The 25,369-nt window shown below is 71.0% G+C and carries 28 protein-coding genes and 1 pseudogene; 10 read left to right on the top strand and 19 right to left on the bottom strand.

Features of this window, described 5'->3' with window-relative positions; all coding sequences use genetic code 11:
- The first annotated feature begins 85 nt into the window (after positions 1-85).
- The gene (locus AC5WS8_RS00770) at positions 86-565 is read left to right on the top strand and encodes an SRPBCC family protein (RefSeq protein WP_496101266.1); all 480 of its coding nucleotides are present in this window, start codon (positions 86-88) and stop codon (positions 563-565) included.
- Between the two features lie 60 nt (positions 566-625).
- Here the strand turns inward: AC5WS8_RS00770 and AC5WS8_RS00765 are convergent, their stop codons facing one another.
- From AC5WS8_RS00765 to AC5WS8_RS00735, 7 genes are all read right to left on the bottom strand, one after another.
- The gene (locus AC5WS8_RS00765; protein WP_496101265.1) at positions 626-1,819 is read right to left on the bottom strand and encodes a hypothetical protein; all 1,194 of its coding nucleotides are present in this window, start codon (positions 1,817-1,819) and stop codon (positions 626-628) included.
- Positions 1,820-1,956: 137 nt separating this feature from the next.
- Entirely contained in the window at positions 1,957-3,042 is a 1,086-nt protein-coding gene (locus AC5WS8_RS00760; RefSeq protein ID WP_496101264.1) for a YihY/virulence factor BrkB family protein, read from the bottom strand.
- Between the two features lie 90 nt (positions 3,043-3,132).
- Positions 3,133-4,368: a cytochrome P450 gene (locus tag AC5WS8_RS00755; protein ID WP_496101263.1), complete on the bottom strand. Its 1,236-nt coding sequence runs from the start codon at positions 4,366-4,368 to the stop codon at positions 3,133-3,135.
- 59 nt (positions 4,369-4,427) lie between these two features.
- On the bottom strand, positions 4,428-5,822 hold the full coding sequence (locus tag AC5WS8_RS00750; RefSeq protein ID WP_496101262.1) for an NAD(P)/FAD-dependent oxidoreductase: 1,395 nt from the start codon (positions 5,820-5,822) through the stop codon (positions 4,428-4,430).
- Positions 5,812-6,057, bottom strand: a complete 246-nt coding sequence (locus tag AC5WS8_RS00745; RefSeq protein WP_496101261.1) for a ferredoxin — start codon at positions 6,055-6,057, stop codon at positions 5,812-5,814. The genes AC5WS8_RS00750 and AC5WS8_RS00745 overlap by 11 nt, the downstream gene beginning before the upstream one ends.
- Positions 6,058-6,202: 145 nt before the next feature.
- A complete protein-coding gene (locus AC5WS8_RS00740) occupies positions 6,203-6,880 on the bottom strand; it encodes a hypothetical protein (RefSeq protein ID WP_496101260.1) in 678 nt (225 codons plus the stop codon).
- 431 nt (positions 6,881-7,311) lie between these two features.
- Positions 7,312-8,037: a hypothetical protein gene (locus AC5WS8_RS00735; RefSeq protein ID WP_496101259.1), complete on the bottom strand. Its 726-nt coding sequence runs from the start codon at positions 8,035-8,037 to the stop codon at positions 7,312-7,314.
- A 321-nt stretch (positions 8,038-8,358) separates the two neighbouring features.
- On the opposite strand from AC5WS8_RS00735, the gene AC5WS8_RS00730 reads away from it, so the two are divergent.
- Positions 8,359-9,021, top strand: coding sequence for a hypothetical protein (locus tag AC5WS8_RS00730; protein WP_496101258.1), 663 nt, complete (start codon positions 8,359-8,361; stop codon positions 9,019-9,021).
- A gap of 115 nt (positions 9,022-9,136) precedes the next feature.
- Here the strand turns inward: AC5WS8_RS00730 and AC5WS8_RS00725 are convergent, their stop codons facing one another.
- Positions 9,137-9,625, bottom strand: a complete 489-nt coding sequence (locus AC5WS8_RS00725) for a universal stress protein (protein WP_496101257.1) — start codon at positions 9,623-9,625, stop codon at positions 9,137-9,139.
- 360 nt (positions 9,626-9,985) lie between these two features.
- Between AC5WS8_RS00725 and AC5WS8_RS00720 the strand changes: the two genes are divergently transcribed.
- Complete coding sequence (locus AC5WS8_RS00720; RefSeq protein ID WP_496101907.1) at positions 9,986-10,858, top strand: hypothetical protein; 873 nt, start codon at positions 9,986-9,988, stop codon at positions 10,856-10,858.
- 12 nt (positions 10,859-10,870) lie between these two features.
- On the opposite strand, the gene AC5WS8_RS00715 is transcribed toward AC5WS8_RS00720, so the two are convergent.
- Both AC5WS8_RS00715 and AC5WS8_RS00710 read right to left on the bottom strand, forming a co-directional pair.
- The gene (locus tag AC5WS8_RS00715; protein ID WP_496101256.1) at positions 10,871-11,104 is read right to left on the bottom strand and encodes a hypothetical protein; all 234 of its coding nucleotides are present in this window, start codon (positions 11,102-11,104) and stop codon (positions 10,871-10,873) included.
- Between the two features lie 261 nt (positions 11,105-11,365).
- A complete protein-coding gene (locus AC5WS8_RS00710; protein ID WP_496101255.1) occupies positions 11,366-12,487 on the bottom strand; it encodes a PP2C family protein-serine/threonine phosphatase in 1,122 nt (373 codons plus the stop codon).
- A gap of 455 nt (positions 12,488-12,942) precedes the next feature.
- Between AC5WS8_RS00710 and pip the strand changes: the two genes are divergently transcribed.
- Positions 12,943-13,905, top strand: a complete 963-nt coding sequence (pip, locus tag AC5WS8_RS00705; RefSeq protein ID WP_496101254.1) for a prolyl aminopeptidase — start codon at positions 12,943-12,945, stop codon at positions 13,903-13,905.
- 84 nt (positions 13,906-13,989) lie between these two features.
- Here the strand turns inward: pip and AC5WS8_RS00700 are convergent, their stop codons facing one another.
- From AC5WS8_RS00700 to AC5WS8_RS00685, 4 genes are all read right to left on the bottom strand, one after another.
- On the bottom strand, positions 13,990-14,784 hold the full coding sequence (locus AC5WS8_RS00700) for a polysaccharide deacetylase family protein (RefSeq protein WP_496101253.1): 795 nt from the start codon (positions 14,782-14,784) through the stop codon (positions 13,990-13,992).
- Positions 14,785-15,125: 341 nt separating this feature from the next.
- A complete protein-coding gene (locus AC5WS8_RS00695; protein WP_496101252.1) occupies positions 15,126-15,971 on the bottom strand; it encodes a DUF1206 domain-containing protein in 846 nt (281 codons plus the stop codon).
- 128 nt (positions 15,972-16,099) lie between these two features.
- Entirely contained in the window at positions 16,100-16,447 is a 348-nt protein-coding gene (locus tag AC5WS8_RS00690) for a DUF1330 domain-containing protein (protein WP_496101251.1), read from the bottom strand.
- A gap of 202 nt (positions 16,448-16,649) precedes the next feature.
- Positions 16,650-16,982, bottom strand: a complete 333-nt coding sequence (locus tag AC5WS8_RS00685) for an antibiotic biosynthesis monooxygenase family protein (protein WP_496101250.1) — start codon at positions 16,980-16,982, stop codon at positions 16,650-16,652.
- Here AC5WS8_RS00685 and AC5WS8_RS00680 point away from each other — a divergent pair, their 5' ends adjacent.
- The 3 genes from AC5WS8_RS00680 (at position 16,983) to AC5WS8_RS00670 (ending at position 19,224) form a co-directional block, all read left to right on the top strand.
- A complete protein-coding gene (locus tag AC5WS8_RS00680) occupies positions 16,983-17,342 on the top strand; it encodes a hypothetical protein (RefSeq protein ID WP_496101249.1) in 360 nt (119 codons plus the stop codon).
- Between the two features lie 162 nt (positions 17,343-17,504).
- Entirely contained in the window at positions 17,505-18,089 is a 585-nt protein-coding gene (locus tag AC5WS8_RS00675) for a recombinase family protein (protein ID WP_496101248.1), read from the top strand.
- Positions 18,090-18,495: 406 nt separating this feature from the next.
- Positions 18,496-19,224, top strand: coding sequence for a hypothetical protein (locus tag AC5WS8_RS00670; RefSeq protein WP_496101247.1), 729 nt, complete (start codon positions 18,496-18,498; stop codon positions 19,222-19,224).
- Between the two features lie 42 nt (positions 19,225-19,266).
- Here AC5WS8_RS00670 and AC5WS8_RS00665 read toward each other — a convergent pair.
- Positions 19,267-19,404: pseudogene (locus tag AC5WS8_RS00665) on the bottom strand (transcriptional regulator); the annotation flags it as partial.
- 248 nt (positions 19,405-19,652) lie between these two features.
- Between AC5WS8_RS00665 and AC5WS8_RS00660 the strand changes: the two are divergent.
- Positions 19,653-20,552, top strand: coding sequence for an LLM class F420-dependent oxidoreductase (locus AC5WS8_RS00660; RefSeq protein ID WP_496101246.1), 900 nt, complete (start codon positions 19,653-19,655; stop codon positions 20,550-20,552).
- Positions 20,553-20,764: 212 nt separating this feature from the next.
- On the opposite strand, the gene AC5WS8_RS00655 is transcribed toward AC5WS8_RS00660, so the two are convergent.
- From AC5WS8_RS00655 to AC5WS8_RS00645, 3 genes are all read right to left on the bottom strand, one after another.
- Entirely contained in the window at positions 20,765-21,358 is a 594-nt protein-coding gene (locus tag AC5WS8_RS00655; RefSeq protein WP_496101245.1) for a trypsin-like serine peptidase, read from the bottom strand.
- Between the two features lie 545 nt (positions 21,359-21,903).
- The gene (locus AC5WS8_RS00650; protein ID WP_496101906.1) at positions 21,904-22,593 is read right to left on the bottom strand and encodes a GAF and ANTAR domain-containing protein; all 690 of its coding nucleotides are present in this window, start codon (positions 22,591-22,593) and stop codon (positions 21,904-21,906) included.
- Positions 22,594-22,938: 345 nt separating this feature from the next.
- A complete protein-coding gene (locus tag AC5WS8_RS00645; protein WP_496101244.1) occupies positions 22,939-23,331 on the bottom strand; it encodes an STAS domain-containing protein in 393 nt (130 codons plus the stop codon).
- A 143-nt stretch (positions 23,332-23,474) separates the two neighbouring features.
- Between AC5WS8_RS00645 and AC5WS8_RS00640 the strand changes: the two genes are divergently transcribed.
- Both AC5WS8_RS00640 and AC5WS8_RS00635 read left to right on the top strand, forming a co-directional pair.
- Positions 23,475-23,954, top strand: a complete 480-nt coding sequence (locus tag AC5WS8_RS00640) for an ATP-binding protein (RefSeq protein ID WP_496101243.1) — start codon at positions 23,475-23,477, stop codon at positions 23,952-23,954.
- A gap of 253 nt (positions 23,955-24,207) precedes the next feature.
- A complete protein-coding gene (locus AC5WS8_RS00635; protein WP_496101242.1) occupies positions 24,208-24,423 on the top strand; it encodes a hypothetical protein in 216 nt (71 codons plus the stop codon).
- An 11-nt stretch (positions 24,424-24,434) separates the two neighbouring features.
- On the opposite strand, the gene AC5WS8_RS00630 is transcribed toward AC5WS8_RS00635, so the two are convergent.
- Entirely contained in the window at positions 24,435-25,307 is an 873-nt protein-coding gene (locus AC5WS8_RS00630; RefSeq protein WP_496101241.1) for a polysaccharide deacetylase family protein, read from the bottom strand.
- Positions 25,308-25,369 lie beyond the last annotated feature (62 nt).

Below are 25,369 nucleotides of genomic sequence, written 5' to 3'. Positions count from 1 at the left end.
GATCTCGGGTACCCGCCGCAATGTGCCGAGGTCCGCGCGGTGGGCCGATGCCCCGCCGCAGTCGATCAGCGAGAAGGAGGCGCAGATGAGCACGGTCAAGGAAACGGTGGAAGTCGACGTTCCGGTGCGCGCGGCGTACAACCAGTGGACGCAGTTCGAGGAATTCCCGAACTTCATGGAGGGCGTCGAGGAGGTCACGCAGCTCGACGACCGCCACAACCACTGGACCACCAAGATCGGCGGAGTCCGGCGCGAGTTCGACACCGAGATCGTCGACCAGCTCCCCGACGAGCGGATCGCCTGGCGTACCACCTCCGGCGACACCCGGCAGAAGGGCACGGTCCGCTTCCAGCGCCTGGACGACACCCACACCCGGGTGGAGCTCGTGATGGACGTCGAACCCGGCGGAGTGGCGGAGAAGACCGCGGACACGCTCGGAGTGATCGACCGGCGCGTCAAGGGAGACATGCGCCGCTTCAAGGAGTTCATCGAACAGCGTGGCGGCGAGTCCGGCGCCTGGCGTGGCCGCGTCAAGCCCGGCGACCTCGGTGGCCCGTCCATCTGACACCGGCAGTTCCGAGCGCCCCGGCCGCCTCACGGCGGCCGGGGCGCTGTTGCGTGCCGGTCAGCCGAGTGTCGCCTCCGGCTCGCCGGGGGCCGCGTCCCGGCCGCGCTGCGCCGGGGGCGTGGTCGGACGGCGCGTCCGGCCCCGGCCGTGGGAGCGCCGGTCGCCGCGGTCGCGTACCGGCCAGAACAGGACGTACGCGGTGGAGACGGCCACGAAGCCCAGACGGATCAGACCGCGGGCCGAGTCGTCCGGCACGACGAACACACTGCCGTACAGCGTGAGCAACCCGATCCAGCTCCACCAGGGGACGAGGCGCCGCTGGCCGATCACGTCCCACAGCAGCGTGCCCAGCAGCACGGACGCCGTGTAGTAGGTGTAGACGCTGGGGTCCAGCACGATCCGCGCGTTGGCGCCGAGCAGGACGACCGCGGCCCAGCGGCCGCGCCAGACGGCGAAACAGCCGAGCGTCAGACCCACCACGGCCTGCGCGGGGCGGTCCCAGGGCGGTGTCTCGGGGGCGCCGACGCCCAGCCAGCGCAGCGCGGACGCCGGCTGGTTGGGGATGGTGAAGTGCGCCGCCGCCATCGAGTGCGGGGAGCCGATGAAGAACGGCAGCCAGGCGACCGCGACCAGTCCGGCGCACCACAGACCGGCTCGCAGCCACTGGTGTCTAGGCAACGCGAGCAGCAGTGGCAGGAAGGCCAGCGCCGTCGGTTTGGAGTCCATGGCCAGGGCCATGAAGACACCGGCCCCGGCCGCGTTGCCGAGGGTGACCGAGCGTACCGCCAGGGCGGTGAAGAACAACGCCAGCACGTCGTCGAGGTGCCCGAAGCGGACCGAAACCTCGATCCACATGGGGATGAAGGCCAGGCCCGCGATCAGCACCCGCTGCCGCAGCCGCTGGTGGTTCGTCCCGGTGCCCAGAAAGTACGAGGCGGCGCTGCGTCCGGCGAGAACCAGGATCACCAGGCCGAGCACGGACATCAGGGCGGCGGCCAGGAACTGTCCGACGTCATCGGGGAACGGGTTGAACAGACCCGCCACGAGGAAGCTGAGCGGGCCCATCTGCAGCTCGGGGTGATGCGCGTACAGGTTGAGACCGCCGTCGCGGCCGGCGCCCTGATACAGCAGTTTCCCGCCCTGCTGCAGATAGTGCCAGGAGAACCCGCCGTGCCGCTCCACCACGGCGAACCAGAGGATTGTCCAGGCGGCGAGCAGCACCAAGTGCACCCGCTGACTGATGACCGGCACGGGTCTTCCTTTCGGCTCCTGTCCCCTGCGAACGACCGGGAACGCCGTGGTCCCCGAAGGAAGATGATCGAACCGGCCCGGCGGTTCGCTCGTTTCCGGTATCAGCTCGCAACAGGCCCAGGGGGCCGGGCCGTTCGTCAGTCCGGGCCGCGCCGGTCCTCGTCGTCCCACGCACGGGTGTCACGTGGCTCGATGTACGGTTCCTGGTCGGGGGGAAGACCGCCGGCGATCGCCCGCTGACGCGCGGTCTCCGCGTCGAACTCCAGGCCCAGCAGGATCGCCAGGTTGCCCATCCACAGCCACACCAGGAAGACGATGACGCTCGCCATGGTGCCGTAGATCTTGTTGTAGGAGGAGAAGGTGGCGACGTAGAACGCGAACGCCCCGGACGCGCCCATCCACAGCACCAGCGCCAGCACACTGCCCGGTGTGATCCACCTCAGGCCGTGGACCTTCGCATTCGGCGTGGCCCAGTACAGGATCGCCAGCATGACGGTCACCAGGGCGACGAGGACGGGCCACTTGGCGATCGACCACACCAGGAGCGCCGTGTGCCCGAACCCCAGCGCCGCGCCCACCTGATGCGCCAGCCCGCCGGTGAACACCACGATCAGCGCGCTCGCCAGGGCCAGCACCATGAGTGCGACGGTGACCGCGAGTTGCAGGGGCAGGACCTTCCACAGGGGCCGGCCCTCGGGAATGTCGTAGACGGCGTTCGCGGTGCGGATGAACGCGCCGATGTAACCCGACGCCGACCACACCGCCAGCGCCAGGCCCGCGATCGCCATCACGGACCCGGTGCCGCTGTGCCCCTGCAACTGCGCCACGGCCCGGGTGATGATGTCCCGGGTGGCACCCGGGGCGAACTGTTTCAGGTTGGCCAGCACCTTGTCCGTCGCCGACCGCCCGGCGATGTCCAGCAGGGACACCAGCACCAGCAGCGCCGGGAAGAGGGACAGCACCCCGTAGTAGGTCAGGGCCGCGGCCCGGTCGGTCAGTTCGTCCTTCCCGAACTCGCGCAGCGTGCCGCGGAACACCGCCCACCAGGAGCGCCGGGGCAGCTCGGTCGGCGCCTCCGGAGCCCTGCTTGCCACGTCCGGGTCCGGCCCGAACCGCGCGGCCGTGGAATCCGTGGCGGGCTCACCGCGACGGTCCGCCGCGCCCGGCCGGTGGCCATGACGCGCCCGGTGGTCCTTGCCTTCCCGTTTCCGCAGCCGAGTCATGGGTGAGCGGGTAACCCGACCGCGCCCGACCACTCCGCCGAGGCGAGCCGGTGGACCCTTCCGCCCGCGGGAGGACCGGGCACGCACCCCCTAGGGAAGCAGGCCGTCGAAGCCGACGGCCAGATGGCGCGGCCCGCGCAGCACCGCGTTCTGCCGGTACGGGGGCGGGTCCTCGAGCAGACGCGGGTTGTCGAGCCTGCGAGCCAGCTCGGACAACGCGATCTGCGCCTCCAGCCGGGCCAGCGGGGCGCCGAAACAGGAGTGGATGCCGCTGCCGAAGCCGAGGTGCTGGATGTCGCCCCGGTAGGGATCGAACCGGTCGGGGTCCTTGAACCGCTCCGGATCCCGGTTGCCCGCGGCGAGGACGAGCCAGATGCGCGAACCCTTCGGAATCGTGACTCCGCGCACCTCGATGTCCGCGATGCAGGTCCGCTGCGGCACGAGCTGCACCGGAGGTTCGTAACGCAGCAGTTCCTCCACGATGGTGACGGCCAGGCCGGGGTCGTCGCGCAGTTTGCGCAGGAACTCCGGATACCGCAGCAGGGTGAGCATGCCGTTGGCGATCAGGTTGACCGTCGTCTCGTGGCCCGCGATCAGCAGCAGCACCGACGTGCTGAGCACCTCCATCGTCGTCATGGGCCCGTCCGGGCCGTGGCTCGTCGCCAACTCGGAGAGCATGTCGTTGCCGGGCTCCCTCCTGCGCCGCTCGACCAGTTCCGCCAAGTACAGGCCCAGTTGCACCCGCGCCTCCCGCGTGGACCGCAGGCGCTCGGCCTGGTCCTCACCCGCCTGCGGATCCAGGCCGGCGACGATCGGTTCGACCCAGGCGCGAAAGCGCGGCTCGTCCTCGCGCGGTACGCCGAGCAGCCTGCAGATCACGGTCACCGGGAAGGGGTACGCGAACTGGTCCACCACGTCGATCTGCCGCGCGTCCCCGAACCCGTCGATCAACCCCGAGACGATCCCGGCGAGTTCACCGCGCATCGCGTCGATCCGGCGAGGACAGTGCGGCGGCCCGAAGGACCCGTTGGCGATCCGGCGCAGCCGGTCGTGCTCCGGAGGGTCGAGCCGGATGAAGCTCGGCGGCAGCCCCGTCTCCTCCGTCCCGACCGCCTCGCCGGCTCCGGCGGCGGCCAGATTGCCGGCGTCGGAGCTGATCCGCGGGTCATGCAGCAGGCTCAGGATGTCCCAGTACGAACCGACGAGGTACGGACCGCCCTCCTCCTCGTGCAGCACCGGAGTCCTCCGGAGCTCCTCGTACAGCGGATAGGGGTTCGCGCGGCTGGCGTAGTCGGTGATCCGGTGCAGGAGCGAGGAGTGCGTCATGAGCGGTCCTTGGGGCGTGAAGTCCGTCGGGAGCGAAAAAGCGCGGGGACCGGAGACGGTCAGCGGCGGGCCGGCGTGAACACCAGTCGGCGGTCGACCGGCGAGTAGCCGCTGAGTGTCACGGTCGGGCCGTGCGTCGGCAGGGACGGGTCGGGGAAGTCGGCCGGCACCGGCTGCCGGCCCTCGGGACGGCGGTCGACCGTGGGGAACTCCAGCGGGAACGGCGTGGCCGTCTCGATCAGCCGCTCGTAGAACTGCAGCCACCGCGTGTTGTCGAAACTCACCGCGGCGATGACCCGTCCCTCGTAGCCGTACGCCCCGACGAACCTGCGCTCGGCCAGCGATCCCTGAGTGATCATGATCTGCTCGCCCATGGACGGCACACCGACCGACTTGATGTTCACACCGAACTGCGACGACCAGAAGGCCGGCACCCACAGGTGCGGACGCCGGTCCGCACCGCTGCTGATCATGTTGTGCGCGGCCACCTCGGCCTGGGCGACCGCGTTGCCCCAGTGTTCCAGCGACAGGAACTGATAGCTGAACAACGGGTGCGGAGAGCGGGCCACATCGCCGGCGACGTAGACGTCGTCGGTCACGATGCCCCGGAAGTCGAAGGCCCGGCAGCCCGCGTCGCAGGCGATGCCCCGGGGCCCCGCACCGAGCCCGGAGCCCTCCAGCCAGTCGGTGTTGCGGGTCGCACCGAGGCAGACGACCACGACGTCGGTCTCCACGACACCGCCGTCGGACAGGTGGGCGGCCCGCACCCGGCCCACCGAGTCGCCCTCCAGCGCGGTCACCATGACACCGGTCCGCAGGTCCACACCGTTCTCCCGCTGCAGCTCCGCGGCCACCGCGCCGATCACCCCGCCCAGGGCGCCCACCAGCGGTGCGTCCCCGCGCTCGGCGACGGTCACCGCGACCTCCCGCTCCCGGCAGGCGGAGGCGATCTCCGATCCGGTGAAGCCCGCGCCGATGACGAACACCCGGCGCGGGGAGGCCTGCAGCCGTCGCAGCAGGGCGGTCGCGTCGTCGCGCGTGCGCAGCACGAAGACACCGTCCAGCTGGGCCTCCGACTCCTTCGGCCAGGGCCGGGCGCGCACACCGGTGGCGATCAGCAGCCGGTCGTACTCCACCTCGTCCCCGTCGGCCAGTCTGACCCGCTTGGCCGTCATGTCCAGGCCGGTCGCCGCGACACCCAGACGCCACTTGGCGTCGATCTCCAGGCGCCGGGGCAGGTCGGTCCGCCGCGGTGACGCCTTGCCGAGCAGGACCGCCTTCGACAGGGGCGGCCGGTCGTACGGCTCGTGGGGCTCGTCACCGATCATCGTGAGCGAACCGGCGAAACCCTCGGCGCGCAGCGTCTCGGCGGCCCGCAGTCCCGCCAGCGAGGCACCCACGATGACGATCCGGCCCTCGCGCCTGAGCCATTGAAGGAAGTCCTCAGCGCGCATGGGAGGTCTCCTGCCCGGCCTCGACGGGCGCCTGGACCACGTCGTCCAGCCCGTCGGCCAGGATGGCCTGCACCGGGCAGGCCGCGACGGCGCGCGCCAGCCTCTCCCGCTGTCCCTCGTCGGCGTGGGGGTTGTAGACCAGCGACTCCTCGCCGTGCAGGGCGAAGACATCCGGTGCGAGGAACGCGCACTGCGCGTATCCCTGGCACCTGTTGAGATCGACGACAAGCCTCATGAGCGCTCCGCTCCTTCGGCGGCCAGGTCCGCCGGACGCCACCCTCGCGGCACCGTCGGACGGCGGTCAGATCCCCCACGCCAGCATCGCCGGACCGGGTGGAGGCGCGCCCGCCGAGGCGCGCCGAAGGAGTGACCGGCCCCCGCTACGACACCGCTGCGGCGCCCGGCCGCGGGCCGCGGCGCACCGTGAAGACCCAGGCGCCGACGAGGAACGACCATCCCGGGAACACCAGCTCCGACCAGGGGACACCGGTCGAGACGAACAGCAGTGTCAGGGCGGTGAGGAGGCCCAGTGCACTGAGCCACCGCGGCAGCAGTCCGAGACGATGGCAGATGACCGACGTGGAGCAGGTGAACACCGCCGCCATCCGCGTCGTGTACACGGTGAGCAGGGTGTACGCGAAGTGGCGGCCGAAGTCCCAGACGGGCGGGCCGGGGGTGCCGCCGGGCGTGTCCGTGGTGGCCAGTACACCCGCGGCCGCCGCGGCCACCCCGAACAGCGTCGCCACGAAGACGAGCCCGCTGCCGAGGAAGACGGTGGCGACGAACCGGTCCTCGGACTCACCCATACGGGCCCGCAGCGCCCCCATGAACCACAGGAAGCAGATGCCGGCCAACGGCACCAGCGCGAGCGCGGTCTTGACCGCGCTGCGTCGAGCGGGGTCCGTGAGCCCCTGGGCGGTGACCGCCTCGGCGCCCTGAGGGATCGACAGCCGGAGCAGCACGACGGCCGCCGCGAACAGGAGGGCGAAGACGACTCCGGCCAGCCCGGCGGCCCGCGGGGTCTGCAACGCCTGCTGACCCGCCCCGGTCTCGGTCATACGCGGCTCGCTCCCTCCGGTGCCCCTGGCACCAGCAAGCCGCCTCGCGTCACTCCCCGCCACCGGGACGCGCCCGAACGGCAGACCGGCGTCGGCGGGGCTCACCGCCAGGCCCCGGACTCAGACGGCGCCGAACACGCGTCGGCCGGCTCGGCGACCGGCCGGGAGGACTCTCAACTCCTCGACCGCGGAGGCCGCCTGGGGAGCGATGACATTCGCCGGCGCCTCCCACTCCGGTGTCCGTCAGGGCCCCGCCCGGGTGCCGCGCCGGCTCGTCGTCCGCCCGCGCGCACCGGAGCCGGTCCGCCGACTCCCGGGCGCCGGTGGACTTCTCCTCGGTCGACGTCCGGCCGGTCGGCATCACGCGCATCGTGCCCGTACCGGCGACCCCAGTGATCGCCGGAGGGCGGCACAAGCCTTACCGAGCGGCCTTACCGGTCCTGCTCCGGCCGGTCCTCGGTCTCGTGCGCCGCCGCGGACTCGGCGGCGTCCGGTGCGGTGTAGAAGACGGCGGTTCCCTGCTTGGTGCGCTGGGCCTGCTTCTTGGCCACGAGCGCTTCGAGCGTGGACCGCACCACGGTGGTCTTGATGCCGCGCTTGGGATGGGCCTCGCCGAGCGCGGTGGCGACCTCAGCCGCGGAACGCGGCTCACCGCGCTCGGTGAGGTGGGCGCGGACGAGTTCCACCAACGTGGGCTGATCCGTCTTCGCGGTCTCCGTCTTCGTCGGCTGCGTCTTCGTGGCCCGCGTCTTCGTGGACTGGGTCTCCGTGACCTGGGCCTCCCGGTCCGCGACCTCGCCCGCGGCGTTCTTTCCGGCGCTCTTCCGGCCCGTCGTGCGCGTCTGCCCGGGGGCGGTCTTCTTCGCCCGCGGCTGCTTGCCCGTGCCGGATCCGGCAGGGGACTTCTTCCGGGGAGCGGGCACCGTGGCGCTCCCGGGGGCGACGACGGGTTCCATCGGCGCCGTCGGGACACCGAGTGCGTTCTGCATGGTCACCAGCACCGCGTGATCGTGCTGAAGCGTCGTCAACTGCTCCTGCAGAGAGGCGATTTCGACGCCGACACGTTCCTGTTCCTTCACATTGCGCTCGAGATCGCCGGCCACTTGGGCGGCGTACTGCGATGTCAGTTCGGAAGTCGCGGTCGTGGTCTCGGACATGGCGTGACTCACTTTCCTCGCCTACGGCGATATTGCTGCACAGTGTCCCCCCGGTGCACAGATGGTACGAGCGAGGGGAGTCACTTGTTCCTGGCCGGTTGCCGGCCGGTTGGTTACCGGCCCGCGTCGACGGGCCTGACGTCTCATCAACGACCGACCCGGCGTCGAGATCTGGTGCCCCGGGGGTAGATGGCGAACCGTTACTCCGACAGGGTTGTTCGTCATATGGTCGGTATGTCGAAAGACTTCCGTCTCCCGCCGATATGTAACTTCAGTCTCGCATCGGTTCACAGCCGACGTGTCTGAGACAGGAGAAGTGACATGGCAACGCGTTCCACTGCAGTGACCGCCGCGATCGCGGCCGGTGCGGCCCTGGTGGCCACCGGCATCACCTACGCCTCGGCCGCCTCCGAGCCTGCTCGCTCGGCCGCCGTCGCCGCCGCCCCGGCCGCCGCCCTGGAGGGCGGCAGCGGCAACAACAACAGCAACAACAACGAGAACAACAACAGCAAGGGCAACGAGGGTCGTGAGCACCACCACCACTACCGCCACTACCGTCCCCACATCGGCAGGATCCACATCAACGAGCGGGACTACCCGGCGATCGCGGACGGCTGCGTCACCATCGTCAGCGGCCTTGGCTCCAACAGCCTGAACATCGTCAACGACAGCAGGAAGACCGTCGAGGTGTTCAGCGGGGTCACCTGCGACAACGGCGCTCCGATCGCTGTCGTCGGCCCCTGGAGCCAGAGCGACGGGTTGCACCCCCGGCGCGTCCACGGCGGGGTCAAGGTCAAGCACGGCGTCGTGGGCAGCTTCCGCGTGATCTGCGACCGCCGCGGCGACTTCGGTCGCGGTGACGGCGAGGAGTTCGGTTTCGGCTACGGCTACGGCTTCGACCGCTGCGACTTCGACCACGGCCGCGACCACGACCACGACAACGACCACGACCACGACCACGACAACGACCACGACTGGGACTGACCGAGTCGCCACCTGTCATGGAGAACGAGAACCCCGGCCCGCCGGAATCGGGCCGGGGTTCCGGCCTGTCCGGGACCTCGACGGCACACCCAGTCGGCGATGTCGGCACACCGAGTCAGCGACGGGGCGGCGGAGGCGGCGGCAACGTGGTCGGCGGGACCTCTCCCGGCCACACCAGCAGCACAGGACAGGGCGCGTGGTCGACCACGAAGCGAGTGGCGGGGCCGAGGCTGTGCGGGCCGAGCCGGGAGCGGTCACCGTCCCGTGCGCAGATCAGCAGATCCGCGCCGGTGGCCTCCTCGACGACCTTCCGCTCCATGCGGCCCTGGGTGAGGACCTGGCGGGCCGGGCGCCCCAGACGCCCCGCCGCGGCATCCAGCAGGCGCCCCGCGGACGACTGAGACAACCCCTCGATCCGGTGCCCGGGATCCCGCTCGGGACGACCACGGCCGAGGAGCCCGGCGAACGCGCCGTGCGCCGCTGCGGCGACCGTGTCGTCGCGCACGTGGAGCAGCACGATCTCCTCGCCCGGGACCGCGCGGTCGAGCGCGGCGTCCACGCAGGCGGGCCAGGTGCCTTCGGTGATCCAGACGACGGCGCTCATGGGCGGCTCCGGTGCGGCGTGGTGGATGGGCTGCCGATCGTGTGCAGAATCCCCGCAACGCCGAGGAGTGGCAAGGAGCCGGGCCGGGACGGCCACCCCCGGACGGAACCGGCCACCGCGACCGCGACACGAGGGCACGTACCCGGCGCCACCGGGACGAGCGGCTGGATTTCAAACCCGTACAATTGTGCGCTCTGGGGGCGTTGGGGGGGGAAGTCCTTGCGTCAAGAGGTGGAAAGGCCTCACAACTGTGCCGATGACCACGGCACGAGGGGTGACGGACCACACGGCGGTACGGCACCGTCCGCCGGCGGCGACGGAGCCTGGGGCGGAGCGGCCGCCGCACTGCTGCGCGCCGCGCTGTTCGTCGGACGCACGGTGCGTGGTGAGTGGCACGGCATCGTCGTCGGTCCGGTACGGCAACTGCTGCGGCGCGGCCTGTCCGGGGTGGTGCTGGGCTTCGTCGCCGCCTTCGGTGTGATCTTCTTCCACGCGATCGCGCAGCATCCGACCGGCGCTGTGGCGGTACGGCTCCTGGGCGGCGTCTATGCCGACCTGCCGCTGTGGCTGGCCCTGTTGCGCACCCCCGTGTCGCTGTACGTCCCCGCCCTGGACCTTCCGGTCTGGGCCGGCATCACCCAGCTGTTCCTCGCCTTCGCCCTGGCGGAGCTGGCGTTGGGGCGCGCCCGCACACTGGCCGTCGCGTACGTGACCACACTCGCCGGCACCCTCACCGTACGGGTGATGATCGCGCTCGGGCCGGGCTGGTGGGGGCTGGGGCTGCCGCCCGAGGTCGGGCAGGTGCTCGACACGGGACCGTCCGCCGCGGTCGTGGGTCTGTTCACCTACCTCTCCGTCATCCGGCGCGCCCCCGTGGTGTTCAGCCTCACCGGCGGGTCGATGGTGTGGGAGTCCATCGCCATCCCGAACCTGGCGGGCCGGGAGCACCTGATCGCGGTGGCCGCGGCGATCGTCCTGGGCCTGCTCCACGGACACGGCCGCAGTGTGCGGCGACGGGTGTGGGCCGTGCTGCGGACCGGCGGGGGACCGGCCGAGGTGCCTGGGCAAGGTGACGGCGACCGTACCGACACGGTCCCCCGCTCTTCGACTGACGAGTCGTCACCTGCCGAGCTGCCCCAGCAGCGAAGGCTCACCGCCCTGCTGAACCCGGAGGACACACCGACCCTGGACGCCCCGCCTTCGGAACGACTTGACGTCCCCGACCGGCCGTGACGCGCTCCGGTGTCACCGTGGGCCGCTCCTGCGGAGCACCTGGTCCACACCGACCGCCACGATGACGAGAGTCCCGGTCGCCACGTCCTGGCAGAGGCTGTCGATACCCGCCTGGGTGAGCCCGGAACGCAGCACATTGACGACGGTCAGCGCGCCCGGGGTCACGATGAAGGGCGGCAGACGCAGCCGGGACACGAGCAGTCCGTTCACCTCCCCGACGAGGGCCGCCACGACCAGGCCGAGCACGAGCGCCGTCCGGCGTTGCCGCCCTCGGAGACGAGCTTGGCCATGACGATCGTGCCCAGCAGTGCTGCAGCCCCCAGGCCGTGTTCTGCGACGGCACGCCGCGCACCCGCCTGTCCGTGACGAGCACCGTGCCCGTGTCCGTGAAACCCGACGGCCTCTTCCCCGTTCGGGTGAACGCGATCACCGCACCCCAGGACCGGATCGTGTCCTCGATCATCGGCGCCACCAGCCTCTGACCGCTCACGGCGAGGGCGCCCCCCGTCACCGCCCGTGTGGCCCGGTCTCCCTCTGGACGTCATCGGGAAGCCGGTACGCGGCGAGCGCGGCGGTGTCGTCGTCGAGGCTCGCGCCGCTGTACGCCAGCAGGTCCTTGTGCAGACGTTCGAGAAGTTCACCGGGAAGCAGAGCGCCCCACGACCGGACCCGTTCGGTCAGCGGGTAGAACGCCCCCGTAGGGTCGCGCGTCTCCGTGACGCCGTCGGTGTACAGCAGCAGCTGGTCACCGGGGCGGAAGGGGCTCACCTCCACGTGGTAGTCGTCCCCGACCAGAACACCGAGGTTGATGGGCGGCGAGGGATCGGCCGAGTCCAGCTCGGTGACGCCGTTCGGGCCGATGAGCAGGGGAGGAGGGTGACCGCAGTTGACGACGCGGACCACGGGCTCGTCATCGGGGACCTCCGCGAACACCGCGGTGACGAAGCGTTCCGCCGCCTCGCTGCCCGCGAGCTCCGTGGCCCTGCGGGTCATGCTCCGCTCCACCCGGCGCGCCACCCCGGCCAGGTCGGGCTCGTCATGGGCGGCCTCACGGAAGGCGCCGAGCATCGTGGCGGCCGTCTCCACCGCCACCAGGCCCTTGCCCCGGACGTCACCGATGAGGAGGCGGACGCCGTGCGCGGTGGGTACCGCCTCGTACAGATCACCACCGATCCGCGCCTCCGCGGCGGCGGACAGGTACAGCGTCTCGATCGACACCTGGCCGAGGCGGCGGGGCACGGGCCGCAGCAGGACTCGCTGTGCGGTCTCGGCCACGGACCGTACGGTGGCCAGGGTCTGTTCCCGGCGTGCCCGGCTGGCGGCCAGGATCGTCCCCAGGATGCCGACCAGCGCCGTGGAGATGTAGGCGGCGACGTAGTGGCGCTCCCCCAGATACCCCACGGCGCGGCCGGCACAGCACGGGGTGCCGGCCAGCAGAGCCTCGAACGCGACGGCGAACACCGTGATGGCGGCGACGGTGGCGGGAGGGTGGGCGTAGGCGGCGACGACGGGGAGGGCGATCAGCAGGAAGCTCACCGGCCACTGCACCGGAGTGATCGGCTCGAGCACCAGGACGCCCGCGACGTAGATCGCCGGCAGCCACCGCAGCCACACGGGTGGACGCGGCACCTGCAGACCCGTGCTGCTGAGCCGCGGCGCCCGGCGGCTATCGGTCTCCCGGCGCCCCGGCCGCCTCACGACGCGCTCCCTTCCGCGGGGAACGGGGACGGCGCACGTCCCGGACAACCGGACGGGCGCACCGCGCCCCGTCCCATCACGGCGCGCCCCAGGTCCGGACGGCAGTCCGGGCGGATCCCTTCACACGGCCTGTTCACGAGAACTCCTGGCAGAGCCTGATCAAGACCACGGGCTTGGTGCGCCTCGACGGTGCGATCCGATGACTGCTCGGGAAAGGGGCATACCCGGATCTTCAGTGCAATCCTAGACGTTGTGATCCGTGCGAGGGATGCCGAGCCGCACCGCACACCACGGCCAGCCGGCGGAAACGCGTCGGGCGCCTCGCCCTGTCGTGGTACGTGAAAAAGGGGCAGCGAGGGTGGAGCCGCCGGCGCTACCGTGCTGCGATGGGCCTGTATCCGGAGATCGAACCGTACGACCACGGCATGCTCGACGTCGGCGACGGCAACCGTCTCTACTGGGAGATCTGCGGGAACCCGTGCGGCAAGCCCGCCGTCATGCTGCACGGCGGGCCCGGTTCGGGCTGCGGGGCGGGACACCGGCGGTACTGCGATCCGGCGGCGTACCGCATCGTGCTGCTCGACCAGCGCGGCTGCGGCCGCTCCACCCCGCACGCGAGCGCGTACGACACCGACATGAGCGTCAACACGACGGCCCACCTCATCGCCGACCTGGAGCGGCTGCGGCGGCACCTGGACATCGAACGATGGCTGGTGTGGGGCGCCTCGTGGGGCTCGGTGCTCGGGCTCCGCTACGCGCAGACACATCCGCAGGCGGTGTCGGAACTGGTCCTGACGGCGGTCGCGACGGGCTCGAACCGGGAAGTGGCCCTGCTGACCAGGGGACTCGGGCGCATCTTCCCGGACGCTTTCCGGCGATTCCTGGCAGCGCTGCCGGAGGAGGACCGCGAGGGCAACCTGGCGGCGGCCTGCAACCGGCTGCTCGAGTCCCCGGACCCGGAGACGCGGTCCCGCGCGGCGCGGGCGTGGACCGACTGGGAGACGGCGACGATCCCGGCACCACCGCGATCGGTCGAGCGCTACGAGAACCGCGTGTTCCGCATGGGATTCGCCCGCACGGTCACCCACTACTGGGGCAACGACCACTTCCTGGGCGACGGAAACGACGGGGGCGTCATCCTCCGCGACGCCCCCCTCCTCAAGGGCATTCCCGGCACGCTGGTCCAGGGCGGTCTCGACTTCGGCAACCTGCTCGGCACGGCATGGCGACTCCACCACGCCTGGCCGGACAGCGAACTCGTCGTCGTGGGCGACGTGGGACACACGACCGGCGCACCGGGCATGCCGGAGGCGCTGGTGGCGGCGACGGACGCCTACGCACATCGCTGAACGAACCGCGTATCCGCTTCAACGGCACTCCGGCGACGGACGGTTGACGACCCGTGATGGAACTCCCCGGCCGGTTGGCGAGGTTCAGCGCACGGGGAAGCCGAAGGAGTAACCCTGCTGCTTCAGCCACGGCAATATCTCGCGCAGGGCGGCCACCGTCTGGGAGCGGTTCCCGCCCGCGTCGTGGAAGAGGAGCGTGGGCCCGTTGTGGATCTCGCTCTTGACGGTGGCCACGATCGCGGCGACGCCGGGACGTTCGAAGTCCTTGGAGTCGACGTTCCAGCCCAGCGGCCGCATTCCGTCGGAGGCGGCGAGGTGGCGGCTGTACGGCGTGAAGGCGCCGCCCGGGGCACGGTAGTACTGCGGCCGGACGCCCCCCGACGCCTGGATGATCATGCGCTCGGCGCCCAGGATCTCCTGCGACTGGTAGGCCTCGGACTTCTTGTCCATGGTGGTGTCGTGGGAAACCGTGTGGTCGCACAGCCGGTGCCCGGCCGCCACCACCGCCTTGACCAGGTCCGGGTGCGCCTGGGCCTGCGTGCCCACCATGCAGAACGTGGCCTTCACGCCGTTCTTTCGCAGCACCTCGAGCACCTGCGGGGTCCAGACGGGGTCCGGCCCGTCGTCGATGGTGATGTTGACCCCGTGGGCGCCCCGGTCGGAGGCGTGGGCGATGTCCACGGACACCGGCGCCTTCGCGGGGCGCCGCCCCGGGGCGTTCGACGTCGAGGGCTGCGCCCGTACGTCCGCTCGCGCGCCGGAGTCGTTGCCGGGACCGGCCTGCGCGGTCCACACCGTGGCGGCGGTCGCCACCGCGGTCACTCCGACCGCCGCCGCGAGCACCCGCCCGTACCAACCTCGTCCGCCATGCCGCACCATGTCCGCCCCGCTCCTCGTCGTTCCCGTGGTCCCGTGCACCCATCAGGACGGAGGAAGACCGTTGCAGGATCCGTCTGTTACCGATCACGGACAATTCCGCGGAGATTTCACGACAGATGGGCGGCGATCCCCGGCTCGGACAGATGTCCCCGCCACCAGAGGCTCCCCGCGCACGGCGGTGGAGCGGGCGATCGACGGGCCGGCCGGCGGTGCATCCCGGAAGAGATAAGCGAGTTCCTGCAGACCGGTCGGCAAGGGGCGGACGTCAAGGGCCTGTTGCCGACCACATCCGCGAACGTCCGAGCGAACTGCCCTGTCTCCAGGGCCTGGAGAGCGGACCCTCAGACCCTGCGCCAGCGTGCGAGCGCGAAGGAGAAGAGGCCGAACAGTACGACCCCGGCCGCGACGAGCATCAGCAGCCACGGCCCGAACGGCGTGTCCGCGAACGACCGCAGGGTGTCGTCGAGCCCCTTGGCCCGATCGGGCCGGTAGTCGACAGCGGCGCGGAGCGCGAAGGCACCCGCCGCGGCGAACACCAGCCCACGCGCCGCGCCTCCGCCGACGCCGGCGATGTCCACCAGTCGCCTCTGGCCCGGCGACATCTCGCCGAGCTTGAGCTCGTCGTGGTACTTCCGCCGGACGGCACGGGCCGCGATCCACACCCCCGCCACGACGATGCCGACCGCGGCGGCGCCCACGATCCACTGACCGGCGGGCATCCCCAGAGCCCTGGCCGTGACATCCCGCGAGTGCTCGTCGCTGGATCCGCCGCCCGTGCCCGAACCCTTGCCGGAACCGGTTGCGAACGACAGCACGGAGTAGGCGACGAACGCATAGAACACGCACCGGACCAGTCCCAGCAGCCGCTTCCTCACCTTGCGGCCGTCCGGCCCGAGGGACCCGAACACCGCCTCGGACAACCGCCACACGGCCATGCCGGCGAGCCCGATACCCAGTGCCCACAGCAGTACGGCACCGAACGGCTCGTCCGCGATCTCGGCCAGCGCACCGCTGCGGTCGGCCTGCCGTCCGCCGTCGCCGAACGCGATCCGCAGTGCCAGCACTCCGACCAGCACGTAGATCACTCCACGCGCGGTCAGCCCCGCCCGGGCAGCGGCCTGCGTCAGCGAGCCCACCTCACGCCCGGGCTGCATGCGCCGGGTAGGGGCCATGGCACTCGTGTTCATCTCGACCTCCCCGAATCCGGGTGCCCCCGGGCGGCGTTGGCACACCTGGCCCGCACTCGTGCCGTCGAGGAGCGGGCGACCTCCGGGGGTGGGCAGACCTGGTCGCACCCACCCGGCGTGCCTCCGGGTCAAGGGGTGTGCGCGGCCTCCCGCATCGTCCGTGCGGTGGTGGCGGGGTCGTAGGCGTCGGGAACGCCGTCGACCAGGATGATGTCGCCCTCGATGTGCCGGGAGCGCAGCGGTGCGATGTCCTGGTACGCGGGGGAGTCCCACCAGGCCCGGGCCTCGGCGAAGGTCGGGAACCCGATGACGACCACGTGTCCGGGCCAGCTGCCCTCCTTCACCTCGTGCTGCGTGGCGTGGACGAGGAAGCGACCGCCGTAGGGGGCGAAGGTGGCGGTGATGCGCTCGATGTACTCGGCGATCTCCGGGTGCGGGGCGGCTTCCTGCAGGTGGGCTATGGCGTAGGCGGTCATGGTGTCCTTCCCCCGGTCGGTCGGGCTCCGTACGTCGACGATCGTGGCAGGCGCTCCCCGCCGGGTCGATGACCTGAGAGGTAAGCGGTCCCGGCGGGCGACGTGTGCCGCCGGCCGGGACCGCTGTCCACCGGCTCCCCGGTCCGAAGCCGTCCCGGGCACGGAGCCGGTGTGTGGGACGGGAGGCCCCTGACGGCCCGGTCTACGCGCTCTTGGGCGCTGCCTGCTGCACGACCTCGAAGGACCACAGGGTGGATCCGCTCGCCGCCGGCCTGGGGCGTTCACCCCCGGTCGCGTCACCGCCCTGGTGGGCTGCCTTCATGGGGCCCTCCATCCAGGCCTGGAAGGACTCCTCGTCCCGCCACCGCGTGTAGACGAGGTAGTTGTCGGTACCGTCGACCGGCCTGAGGAGTTCGAACCACTCGAACCCGTCGGAACTCTCCACGGCGTGGGCTCGGGAGGCGAAGCGCTTCTCCAGCGTCTCCCGCTGCTCGGCGGGGACGGTCAGCACATTGATTTTTACTACGCTAGGCACATGACACCTCTCGTCAAACGGGGCTCCGACTGGACCCCTAATCTGGACCATGTGCGCGCAGTGTCCTACATCCGACAGGCGTTGGCTTCACAGTTCGAGGCGTTCCGGGCTCCGATGCGTGATCCTGTCGCGCGGGTCAAGCGCCTGAGGGTCCAGCCGCACAGCGTGCACGTGCGCACCTCTGCCGTCTGGGAAGCGTCCGCGACGGCTGAACCGGTGTTGGCTCGCACTCTGGGCGCAGTGGCCGGCAAGCGCGCCTTGTTCGCCGCCATGGACAAGCGCTTTGGCGCGCGCCGGAAGCTCTCGGGATACGAGGGTTGGCGCGGCGTGGCACTGCCGGAGGTTCAGGCCGGCGCGTGACCCGCGTTGCTGTGCGTGACCTTCTGCGAGCGTCTCACAATCGTTGGTTATTGAGACGGGCACCATGGGGCGGCTCGAAGGGTGTTTCGGGCGTTCAAAACCCGTCTCAGAACATGTCCGACAGGCTTGATGTTTTGAGACGGGTTGTGAGACGGTCTCGGTATGACGACGACGCAGAACACCGGAACCTTGATCGGCTACCAGCGAGTCAGCACCAACGCGCAGGATGCGCAGCTTCAGGCGGACGCTCTCGCTGAGGCAGGGTGCGCCCGCATCTTCGAGGACAAGGCGTCCGGCAAGAATGCCGACCGTGCCGGGCTGCTCGCTGCTCTCGACTACATGCGGGAGGGCGACACCCTCACCGTGTGGAAGCTGGACCGGTTGGGCCGTTCCACGAAGGACATGCTCACGATCGCCGAGGACCTGCACGCTCGGGGGATTGCGCTGCGGATTCTGACCGGCACGCTGGCGGGAAGCTACTCCCCGAAGGGTGAGGGCAAGTTCTTCTTCACGATGATGGTTGCCTTTGCGGAGCTGGAGCGAGACATGATCGTGGAGCGGACCCGTGCCGGGCTGGACGCTGCCAAGGCTCAGGGTCGGACCGGCGGACGGCCCACTGTCATGGACGCTGACAAGCTCGCTGCGGCCAAGGCACGCAAGGCCAAGGGAGAGAGCGTCACGGCCATTGCCAAGGCTCTTGGGGTGTCCCGCGCGACGCTGTACCGGGTGCTTGCCGACACGGAGTGAGGAGTGATCCGGCGCGATTTGAGAGGCCGTCTGCCCGCTGTGGTGGACGGCCTTTCGCATGTCTGGGTACCGGGGGGTAGGCCAATCTCTAGGCGAGCGCGCCGAGCGGACCCGGCCCTCATGGTTACGCGCATTTCCGCGAAATGGACACCCGGGGAGTCTGGGTCAAAGCGGGTCGCGTGGCTTGCATCGGGCAGTTATGTGCCTTCCTTGACAGGTTTACGCTCATGGTCCCATCCTGCCGCAGGATGGCCGGCGGACGGCAACCGGCTCGTCCGCTCGTGCGGGCGGCGAGCGCCGCAGACAGGGCAGCGCGCCCAGGACGCGCAGCTCCGCCGAGGGTCCTGTGCCGGCGGGTGGCGGGTGCCCCTGACGGGGCTCGACGCCGTGACGTCACACTGGGTGCGTGAACGAAGAGTCCCGGACCCCGCACGAGCGGCTCGCCCGGCTGGAGGAACTGCTCACCGAGGGCCGCCAGGCTCCGGCATGGCGCCGGCCCACCCGCGACGAGTCGCGCTGGGCCGTCAGCGCGGCGGTGCTCGCCGCGGTCGCCCTTCAGCTTCTGCTTCCCGGGCGGCTGGCCTTCCGGCCGGAATGGCTCCTGCCCACGCTGGAGCTGCTGTTGCTGGCCGTGCTGCTGTGCGCCTTCCGGATGAGTACGCCGCGGGCGGCATCGCTGCTGCGCGCGGGCGGGCTGACCCTGGCCGCCCTCGTCAGCGTCGCCAACGGCTGGTCGGCGGCGCTGCTGATCAAGGGACTGGTGCGCGGCACGGAGGGCAGTGACGCCGGGGCGCTGCTGATGACGGGGGCGGGCATCTGGCTGACCAACGTCATCGTCTTCGCTCTGTGGTACTGGGAGTGGGACAGGGGCGGGCCGGCGGCCCGCGCCGCGGGCCACCACGACTACCCGGACTTCCTCTTCCCCCAGATGCAGAGCGGCGAGTTGGCGCCGGCGGACTGGGAACCGGCGTTCGCCGACTACCTCTATGTGTCCTTCACCAACGCGACCGCCTTCAGCCCCACCGACACCATGCCCCTGTCCCGCTGGGCGAAGCTGCTGATGGCGTTGCAGGCGTCGATCTCGTTGCTCACCGTGGCGCTGGTGGTGGCACGGGCGGTGAACATCCTCAGATGAGGCAGCGTCCTGGCCGGGAGAGGACCGTGCCGCCCGGGACCGCTACCCGGCCGGTGTCTGCGTGCCCAGCACGGTGAGCAGCGCGAGGCGCTCGGCGTCCTCGGTTCCCGGCTCGGCCGTGCAGACCATGATGCGCAGATCGCTGCCCGCGACCGTGAGCATGTCGCAGTCCGGCGTCAGGGCGGGGTCGTCATGCTGAAGACCGTCAGAGAGCAGGCAGCGGGACTCATGAGGGACCAGCGCCATGCCTTCGCCGCCGCCCGTCTGGGCCGGGCGACGGACGCCTTCGACCGGGCGCGCCGCGAAGTCACCGCAGGTGCCCGCGTACGGCCCACCGACACGCCCGATGGCCTTGACTTCGAGAACGCTCGAATATCTAGTGTCGCCAGGGTCGATGACGCTTCGGGTGACTGTGAACGGAGACGGACATGCACGTGGGCGTGCACATCAACCGGTTCGACCACCCCGAGGGCGGCGGCGCGCTGCGCGACGAGCTGGCCGCCGTAGGCGCCGCGGCGGAGGCGGCCGGCGTGAGCCGACTGTCGGTCATGGACCACTACTTCCAGATGGAGTTCAACGGCGGAGCCGAGGCGCCCATGCTGGAGGCGTACACCACCCTCGGATACCTGGCCGCCCGGACCTCCATGGTGCGGCTCGGCGCACTGGTCACGGGTGTGACGTACCGCCGTCCCGGACTCCTGGCCAAGATCGTCACGACCCTTGACGTGCTGTCCGGCGGCAGGGCCACGCTCGGCATCGGGGCCGCCTGGTACGACCGCGAGCACCACGGCCTGGGCGTGCCGTACCCGCCGGTGGCGGAACGCTTCGAGCGGCTCGAGGAAGCGCTGCGGATCTGCCTGCAGATGTGGGATCCGGAGAACAACGGCCCCTTCGAGGGCCGGTACTACCAGCTGTCCGAGACGCTGTGCGTGCCTGCGCCGCTGAGCTCCCCCCGCCCGGAGATCCTCATCGGCGGCGGGGGCGAGAAGAAGACGCTGCGACTCGTCGCCCGCTACGCGGACGCCTGCAACCTGTTCGCCACGACGCCGGAGGAGGTCGCGCACAAGCTGGACGTGCTGCGCCGTCACTGCGACGACACCGGCCGCGACTACGGCACCCTCCGCAGGACCGTGACGTACTCGGGAGCTCCGGCCACCGAGGGCGACGTGGACGCCTTCATCAGCGACATCTCCGGCTACGCCGGGCTCGGCATCGACACGGTGATCCTCGCGCCGCGTACGGGCGCCGTCTCCCCGTGGATGGAGACCTTCGTGGCACCCGCCGTGCGACGGCTGGCCGAGCTGGACCGAGCGGACGGCGGGACGTGACACCGGGGAGGCTCAACCACGAGGCGCACGGTGCAGAGCGCAGGTGGAGCCCGCGCTGAGAATGGGGGGCGGCGTGTGACCTCCCCAGGACCACGCCACCCCGCACCTTTCCCCGGGGTCGCTACCCGTGGTGGTCGTGTTCATTCCACCTCGTGCCCCCGGAACCGGCGCAGCCTCGACCACGGCGGACGGGGCGCCGATCGCGCCCTCGTTCAGCTGCCGCCGGCCGTCGCCTCCCGGTACAGGTTCTGGACGCTCCGGCCGAAGACGACGCTGTAGGAGACGTCGGCGGTGTCACCGCCCTGCTCGTAGCCCCCGATGACTCCCACGACCGTGCCCGGGCCGTCACCGGTGACCCACGGGCTGCCGCTGGTGCCGCCGGTCATGCCGGTGCAGTAGATCTCGTTCTGGGTGCTGCTGAACGAGGAGATGCGGTTGGTGCACTTCACCGGGTCCTGTGCCGTCTCCGGATAGCCGGTGACGGTGACACGGCCGCCCGTGCCCTGGCCGATGCCGAGGCTGTAGCCGCCGCCGACCACCGACTGGAGGGTCCGCCCGTCGAGCGGTGCGACCACGGCGAACGCCACATCGTCGTCCGGGCTGGAGTCGTCGGCCCACCGCGCGTCGACGACGATGCGTTGCAGATGCCACACGCCGTAGGGGGCGACACCGTCGTGGTACGCCAGAACGAAGACGTCCGACGTGGACCCGAGGCAGTGCGCGGCGGTCACGATCAGGTCCTCGCCGGGGCTGTTCACCACGCTCGCCGTGCAGTGGTGCGGGCCGTTCGGGCTTCTGTCGAACAACGCCCCGAGCTGTGGGGGGAGTTGGGACGCCGGGACCGTCCGTGAGACGCCGGGGGGAGCCGCCGGTCGCGCAGCGGACGCGGCGGCGTGTGCCGACGGCTGTGGGGCGGCGGCGCGGGCCGGTGAGGCGGTCGCCTTCCGTCCGGCGGGGGACGGCGGCCGGTGGCTGCCGCCGCCGGAGTTCCGCGATGAGGCCGCGGTCCCCTTGGCTCCTTCGGCGCCCGCGGCCTTGGCGCTCGCGGCGCTCAGGCCGAAGATCCTGCCGGCGGCCGCGGCGCCGCCGGTGCATGCCAGGAGGCACGCCACGACGCACCCGAGAGTCAGCGCCGGTCTCCGATACCGGGCGCGTCCACTGCGTCCCCTGCCACCGCGTGTCGCGCTCTCTGCATCGTCATGCGCTCGTCTCGCTTCCCCAGGGCCCTGTCGTCTGCCCTCTCGTACCCCCGCTCGCCCCACATGTGCCTGAGGGTCGGGTCTCCGTGTGATGCCCGGATGGGAGACGGATGGGAATCGCATGAACGCGCTGGGGCGGCCGTCGCGGCCGGTCAGGCAAGAGCGCCCTTCTCACAGACCAGCCGGGCGACCTCGCGCACCTTGATGTTCTTCGCCTGGGAGTAGCGGCGAAGCACGTCGAACGCCTGGTCCTCGGTGAGGTGATGGCTGCCCATGAGGATGCCCATGGCTTCGCCGATCGTGTGGCGCGTGGCGATGGCCTGCTCCAGCTGCGCGTGGGTGCGTGCGCTGGAGAAGGCGACCGCGGCGTGCGAGGCCAGCAGCCATCCCGCGGTCTCGCCGGCCTCGGTGAACACGCCCGGCCGGCGGGAGTAGATGTCCAGCGCTCCGAGGTCCTCGTCCTCGGTGAACAGCAGGAAACCCATGAGGCTGCCCACTCCCAGCTCGGCCGCCCGCGGCGCGTAGACGGGCCAGCGCGCGTGCTCCTGGGTGAGGTCGGCGATGCGGAACACCCTCTCCCCGTCGCGAGTGCGGGCGGCGTCGAAGCAGGGGCCTTCCCCGAGGCTTTCCTGGAGCCGGTCGCTGTGGATGACCATGTCCTCCGTGGGCGCCAGCGACTGCACCCGTCTGCCGTGCAGGAGAAGGATTCCGGCTGCGTCGCATCCCGGCACCAGCTCGACGGCCGAGGCGGTGATCCGCTCCAGGGTGGCATCGACCGAGTCCTGGGCGAGCAGGTCGCGCGCCATGGAGGCCATCTGCTGCGCGAACATCCGCCAGTCCATTTCGCCCTCCAAGCTGTCGATGACGTCCCGGCTCGCCCGTCGGCCGCCGGTTCGGGTCGCACAGAGCAGCATCGGCTCCGGCAGGGCCCGCGTCACCCCTTGCGCCTTCGCCCCCTCCTTCCGCCACCCTAGGACCTGTCTTTCGGATCAGCTCGGTGTCGCTGGGACGCCGGCCTGCTCGTGCCGATCGGGCGCGGCGAGGTGATGCCTGTGACGAGCCCCGACCCGGCGCCCGCCGGGCATGCGGGAGCTGAGGCCCGAAGGGGCGCGCACCCGGCCGCGCGACGGCGCTCCGGTGGGCGGCGACGGCCGCTGCGGCGCGGCGCCGCCCGGGTGCGGTGCCTGTCAGGCGTCCAAGGCGGCGCGGACGGTGGGGTGGAGGTCGAGGAGGGAGTCCAGACCGACCAGCTGGAGAACGCGCAGGACGGGCTGCTGAACGCCGACCAGCCGCAGCCAGCCGCGATCGCCGTGGACCTGCTGGGCGGCGATGAGGGCGGTGATGCCGCCGGAGTCCAGGAAGGTCACACCGCTGAAGTCCGCGACGGTCCGCGGCGCCGCGGACCGGGAGGAAGGCGTCAGGGCCTGGCGGAGAGCGCCGACGGTGTGATGGTCGATCTCGCCCTTCACCGTGACGACGGTGACGCCGTCGACCAGAGCGCTGGTGATCGACAGGCGGTTGGGTTCTGCCAGTTCGTCGGTGTCTGTCACACGTCCCTCGACAACGTCGGTGATCTCCACGCCACTGCTTCCCCGGAGATGGTGCCCCAAGATGGTGCGGGGGATGCTCACAGAGCCTCGCCACTTGGATGGATGCCGCAGGTCTGCACGGCGCGGGAGTGGGTACACGCGGGCGTGTGAACGGGGTAGCGAAGGTGATTCGGATGGAACCAGATGTCCTCGGGGAGGACCGGATAGCACCAGAGCGTGAGTATGTGCACATCACGGCCGCCTTGGAGGGCGATGGCGCGTGCATCGCGGAGGCCCGTCATCTGGCGGCGGACTTCCTCGCCCGGGTGGAGGCCGTCCACGGGGTGCCCGTGCCGGAGCGGACGGTGGACCTGACGCAACTGGTGGTCAGCGAGCTGGTCACCAATGCCCGCAAGTACGCGCCCGGTCCGGTGCTGCTGGAGGTGCGGATCGCCGACGGGGCGGTGGAGGTGGAGGTCTGGGACAGCGATCCGGTGCTTCCGGTGGCCCGGGCGGCCGACCCCGGCCGGGTGGGCCAGCACGGCTTGGAGATCGTGATGGCCGTCGTGCAGGGGTTCGAGGCGCGACGAGAACCGGTCGGCAAGCGCATCACCGCCCGGATCGCCCTGCTGGACGACCCGGTCGTCGACATCACCGGACGCCGCCCCCGGTAGGCCTGATCACCACCCCGCAGGTCTGATCACCGCCCCTGCCTTCCACCGGGCCCGGTGGCAACACGGCGCGTTGCCGGACGCCGGGCGGGGTACCCGGGACGGACCGGCGAGAGGCAGGGGAGCACTACAGGCAGCGAGACGAGAGACGGAACCGTTCCGCGATTCCGTCGGACGGGGCGGTCAGCTTCCCGTCCGCCGATCTCGCCGTGCTGCACCTGGGTGGCACCTTCTGCCGGGCGGCTTCCTGGTGACCATGGACGGCGCGCAGGGAGCCGAACCGGCCCGGCGCCTCCAGCCCCGCCTGCTCCTGCTCGTCCACTACGGCGACCACACGGTGATGCGCTCGTCGCTCGCGGACCTTCTCGCCGCGATCGCACGGGCAGGACTGGGCGATCGGCCCCTCCGCTGCCGTCACGGACAGCGGGCGCGGGTGAGTGCGGCGAAGGACGAGGCACCCACTGTGTCCTGACGCGGCGTCACTCAGTGGGCGGCCGGTGGCTGGATGTAGTCCTCCAGACGCGCCACGGCGAATCCCTGCTCCTGGATGCGCTTGAGGAGATTGCGGAACATCTCCGTCATGGTGGCGCCCTTGAGTTCCTTGGGACCGCGGAAGTGGGCGAGGATGATGTCCCCGGGGCGCAGCCTCCGGTCCGGCTCCTGGTACTGCATGTTGTGGATCTGCATCGACTCACGCCACCAGACGATCGCCCGCGGCCCGCACTCACCCACCGCGATCCGGGTGCTGAGGTTGTAGGCGCCGTAGGGCGGTCGGAACAGCAGGGGCGCGGTGCCGTACCGCCGGGTGAGTATCTTCTGGTCGCCGCAGACCTCTTCCTTCTGGCGGGCCTGCGGGAGGGTGCTCATCACCGGGTGGTGCAGGGTGTGGTTCTGGATGTGGTCACCCATCGCCTGCAGCGGCTCGAAGTACGCGTAGTCCCCCTTTATGGCGTCGTTCATCAGGAACATCGTGATCGGCACCTTCAGGTCCCGCATCATCTGTATGAACCGGGGGTCCTTCTCCTGCCCGTCGTCGACGGTGATGAAGACGACCTTCTGCGAGGTCGGTATGTGCGTGAAGACCGGGACCGTTCCGGTGGCGGAGAGTTTCACGGGCTTGTCGGCGGGAGGCTCGGGGGCCGCGGGCAGCGGTGTCAGCCCCCACTTGTGCCAGGCGTCCGCGGCGGAGCGCGGCGCGGTGCTCGCGCTGCCGTCGGTGGGGGCGGGCTGCGGCGATGCGTGGGACGCTCCGGGTCCGCTTCCGCCCCCCGCGCCGCAGCCGCCGACCGTCAGGGCCGCCACGACTGCACTCGCCAGCGTTCCGTGGAACCGGCCCCGCCTGCTGCGCCGCTTCACCGCGCCCGTCCTCCCAACTGCCCTGCCGTCATTCCCTCTTACGGATTACCCTACCCGCCCGA

The sequence above is a fragment of the Streptomyces sp. PTL18 genome (genome assembly GCF_059510295.1).
This window is presented reverse-complemented; position numbering and strand designations above follow the sequence as displayed.

Excerpts from the sequence above, each read along its gene's own strand:
- pip (WP_496101254.1), top strand. The coding sequence starts at position 12,943 with ATGGGCCTGTATCCGGAGATCGAACCGTACGACCACGGCATGCTCGAC.
- AC5WS8_RS00725 (WP_496101257.1), bottom strand. The coding sequence starts at position 9,625 with ATGAGCGCCGTCGTCTGGATCACCGAAGGCACCTGGCCCGCCTGCGTG.
- AC5WS8_RS00760 (WP_496101264.1), bottom strand. The coding sequence starts at position 3,042 with ATGACTCGGCTGCGGAAACGGGAAGGCAAGGACCACCGGGCGCGTCAT.
- AC5WS8_RS00755 (WP_496101263.1), bottom strand. The coding sequence starts at position 4,368 with ATGACGCACTCCTCGCTCCTGCACCGGATCACCGACTACGCCAGCCGC.
- AC5WS8_RS00675 (WP_496101248.1), top strand. The coding sequence starts at position 17,505 with ATGACGACGACGCAGAACACCGGAACCTTGATCGGCTACCAGCGAGTC.
- AC5WS8_RS00695 (WP_496101252.1), bottom strand. The coding sequence starts at position 15,971 with ATGAACACGAGTGCCATGGCCCCTACCCGGCGCATGCAGCCCGGGCGT.
- AC5WS8_RS00735 (WP_496101259.1), bottom strand. The coding sequence starts at position 8,037 with ATGTCCGAGACCACGACCGCGACTTCCGAACTGACATCGCAGTACGCC.
- AC5WS8_RS00730 (WP_496101258.1), top strand. The coding sequence starts at position 8,359 with ATGGCAACGCGTTCCACTGCAGTGACCGCCGCGATCGCGGCCGGTGCG.
- AC5WS8_RS00660 (WP_496101246.1), top strand. The coding sequence starts at position 19,653 with ATGCACGTGGGCGTGCACATCAACCGGTTCGACCACCCCGAGGGCGGC.
- AC5WS8_RS00680 (WP_496101249.1), top strand. The coding sequence starts at position 16,983 with ATGACACCTCTCGTCAAACGGGGCTCCGACTGGACCCCTAATCTGGAC.
- AC5WS8_RS00700 (WP_496101253.1), bottom strand. The coding sequence starts at position 14,784 with ATGGTGCGGCATGGCGGACGAGGTTGGTACGGGCGGGTGCTCGCGGCG.
- AC5WS8_RS00650 (WP_496101906.1), bottom strand. The coding sequence starts at position 22,593 with ATGGACTGGCGGATGTTCGCGCAGCAGATGGCCTCCATGGCGCGCGAC.
- AC5WS8_RS00635 (WP_496101242.1), top strand. The coding sequence starts at position 24,208 with ATGGACGGCGCGCAGGGAGCCGAACCGGCCCGGCGCCTCCAGCCCCGC.
- AC5WS8_RS00750 (WP_496101262.1), bottom strand. The coding sequence starts at position 5,822 with ATGCGCGCTGAGGACTTCCTTCAATGGCTCAGGCGCGAGGGCCGGATC.
- AC5WS8_RS00745 (WP_496101261.1), bottom strand. The coding sequence starts at position 6,057 with ATGAGGCTTGTCGTCGATCTCAACAGGTGCCAGGGATACGCGCAGTGC.
- AC5WS8_RS00690 (WP_496101251.1), bottom strand. The coding sequence starts at position 16,447 with ATGACCGCCTACGCCATAGCCCACCTGCAGGAAGCCGCCCCGCACCCG.
- AC5WS8_RS00770 (WP_496101266.1), top strand. The coding sequence starts at position 86 with ATGAGCACGGTCAAGGAAACGGTGGAAGTCGACGTTCCGGTGCGCGCG.
- AC5WS8_RS00740 (WP_496101260.1), bottom strand. The coding sequence starts at position 6,880 with ATGACCGAGACCGGGGCGGGTCAGCAGGCGTTGCAGACCCCGCGGGCC.
- AC5WS8_RS00640 (WP_496101243.1), top strand. The coding sequence starts at position 23,475 with ATGGAACCAGATGTCCTCGGGGAGGACCGGATAGCACCAGAGCGTGAG.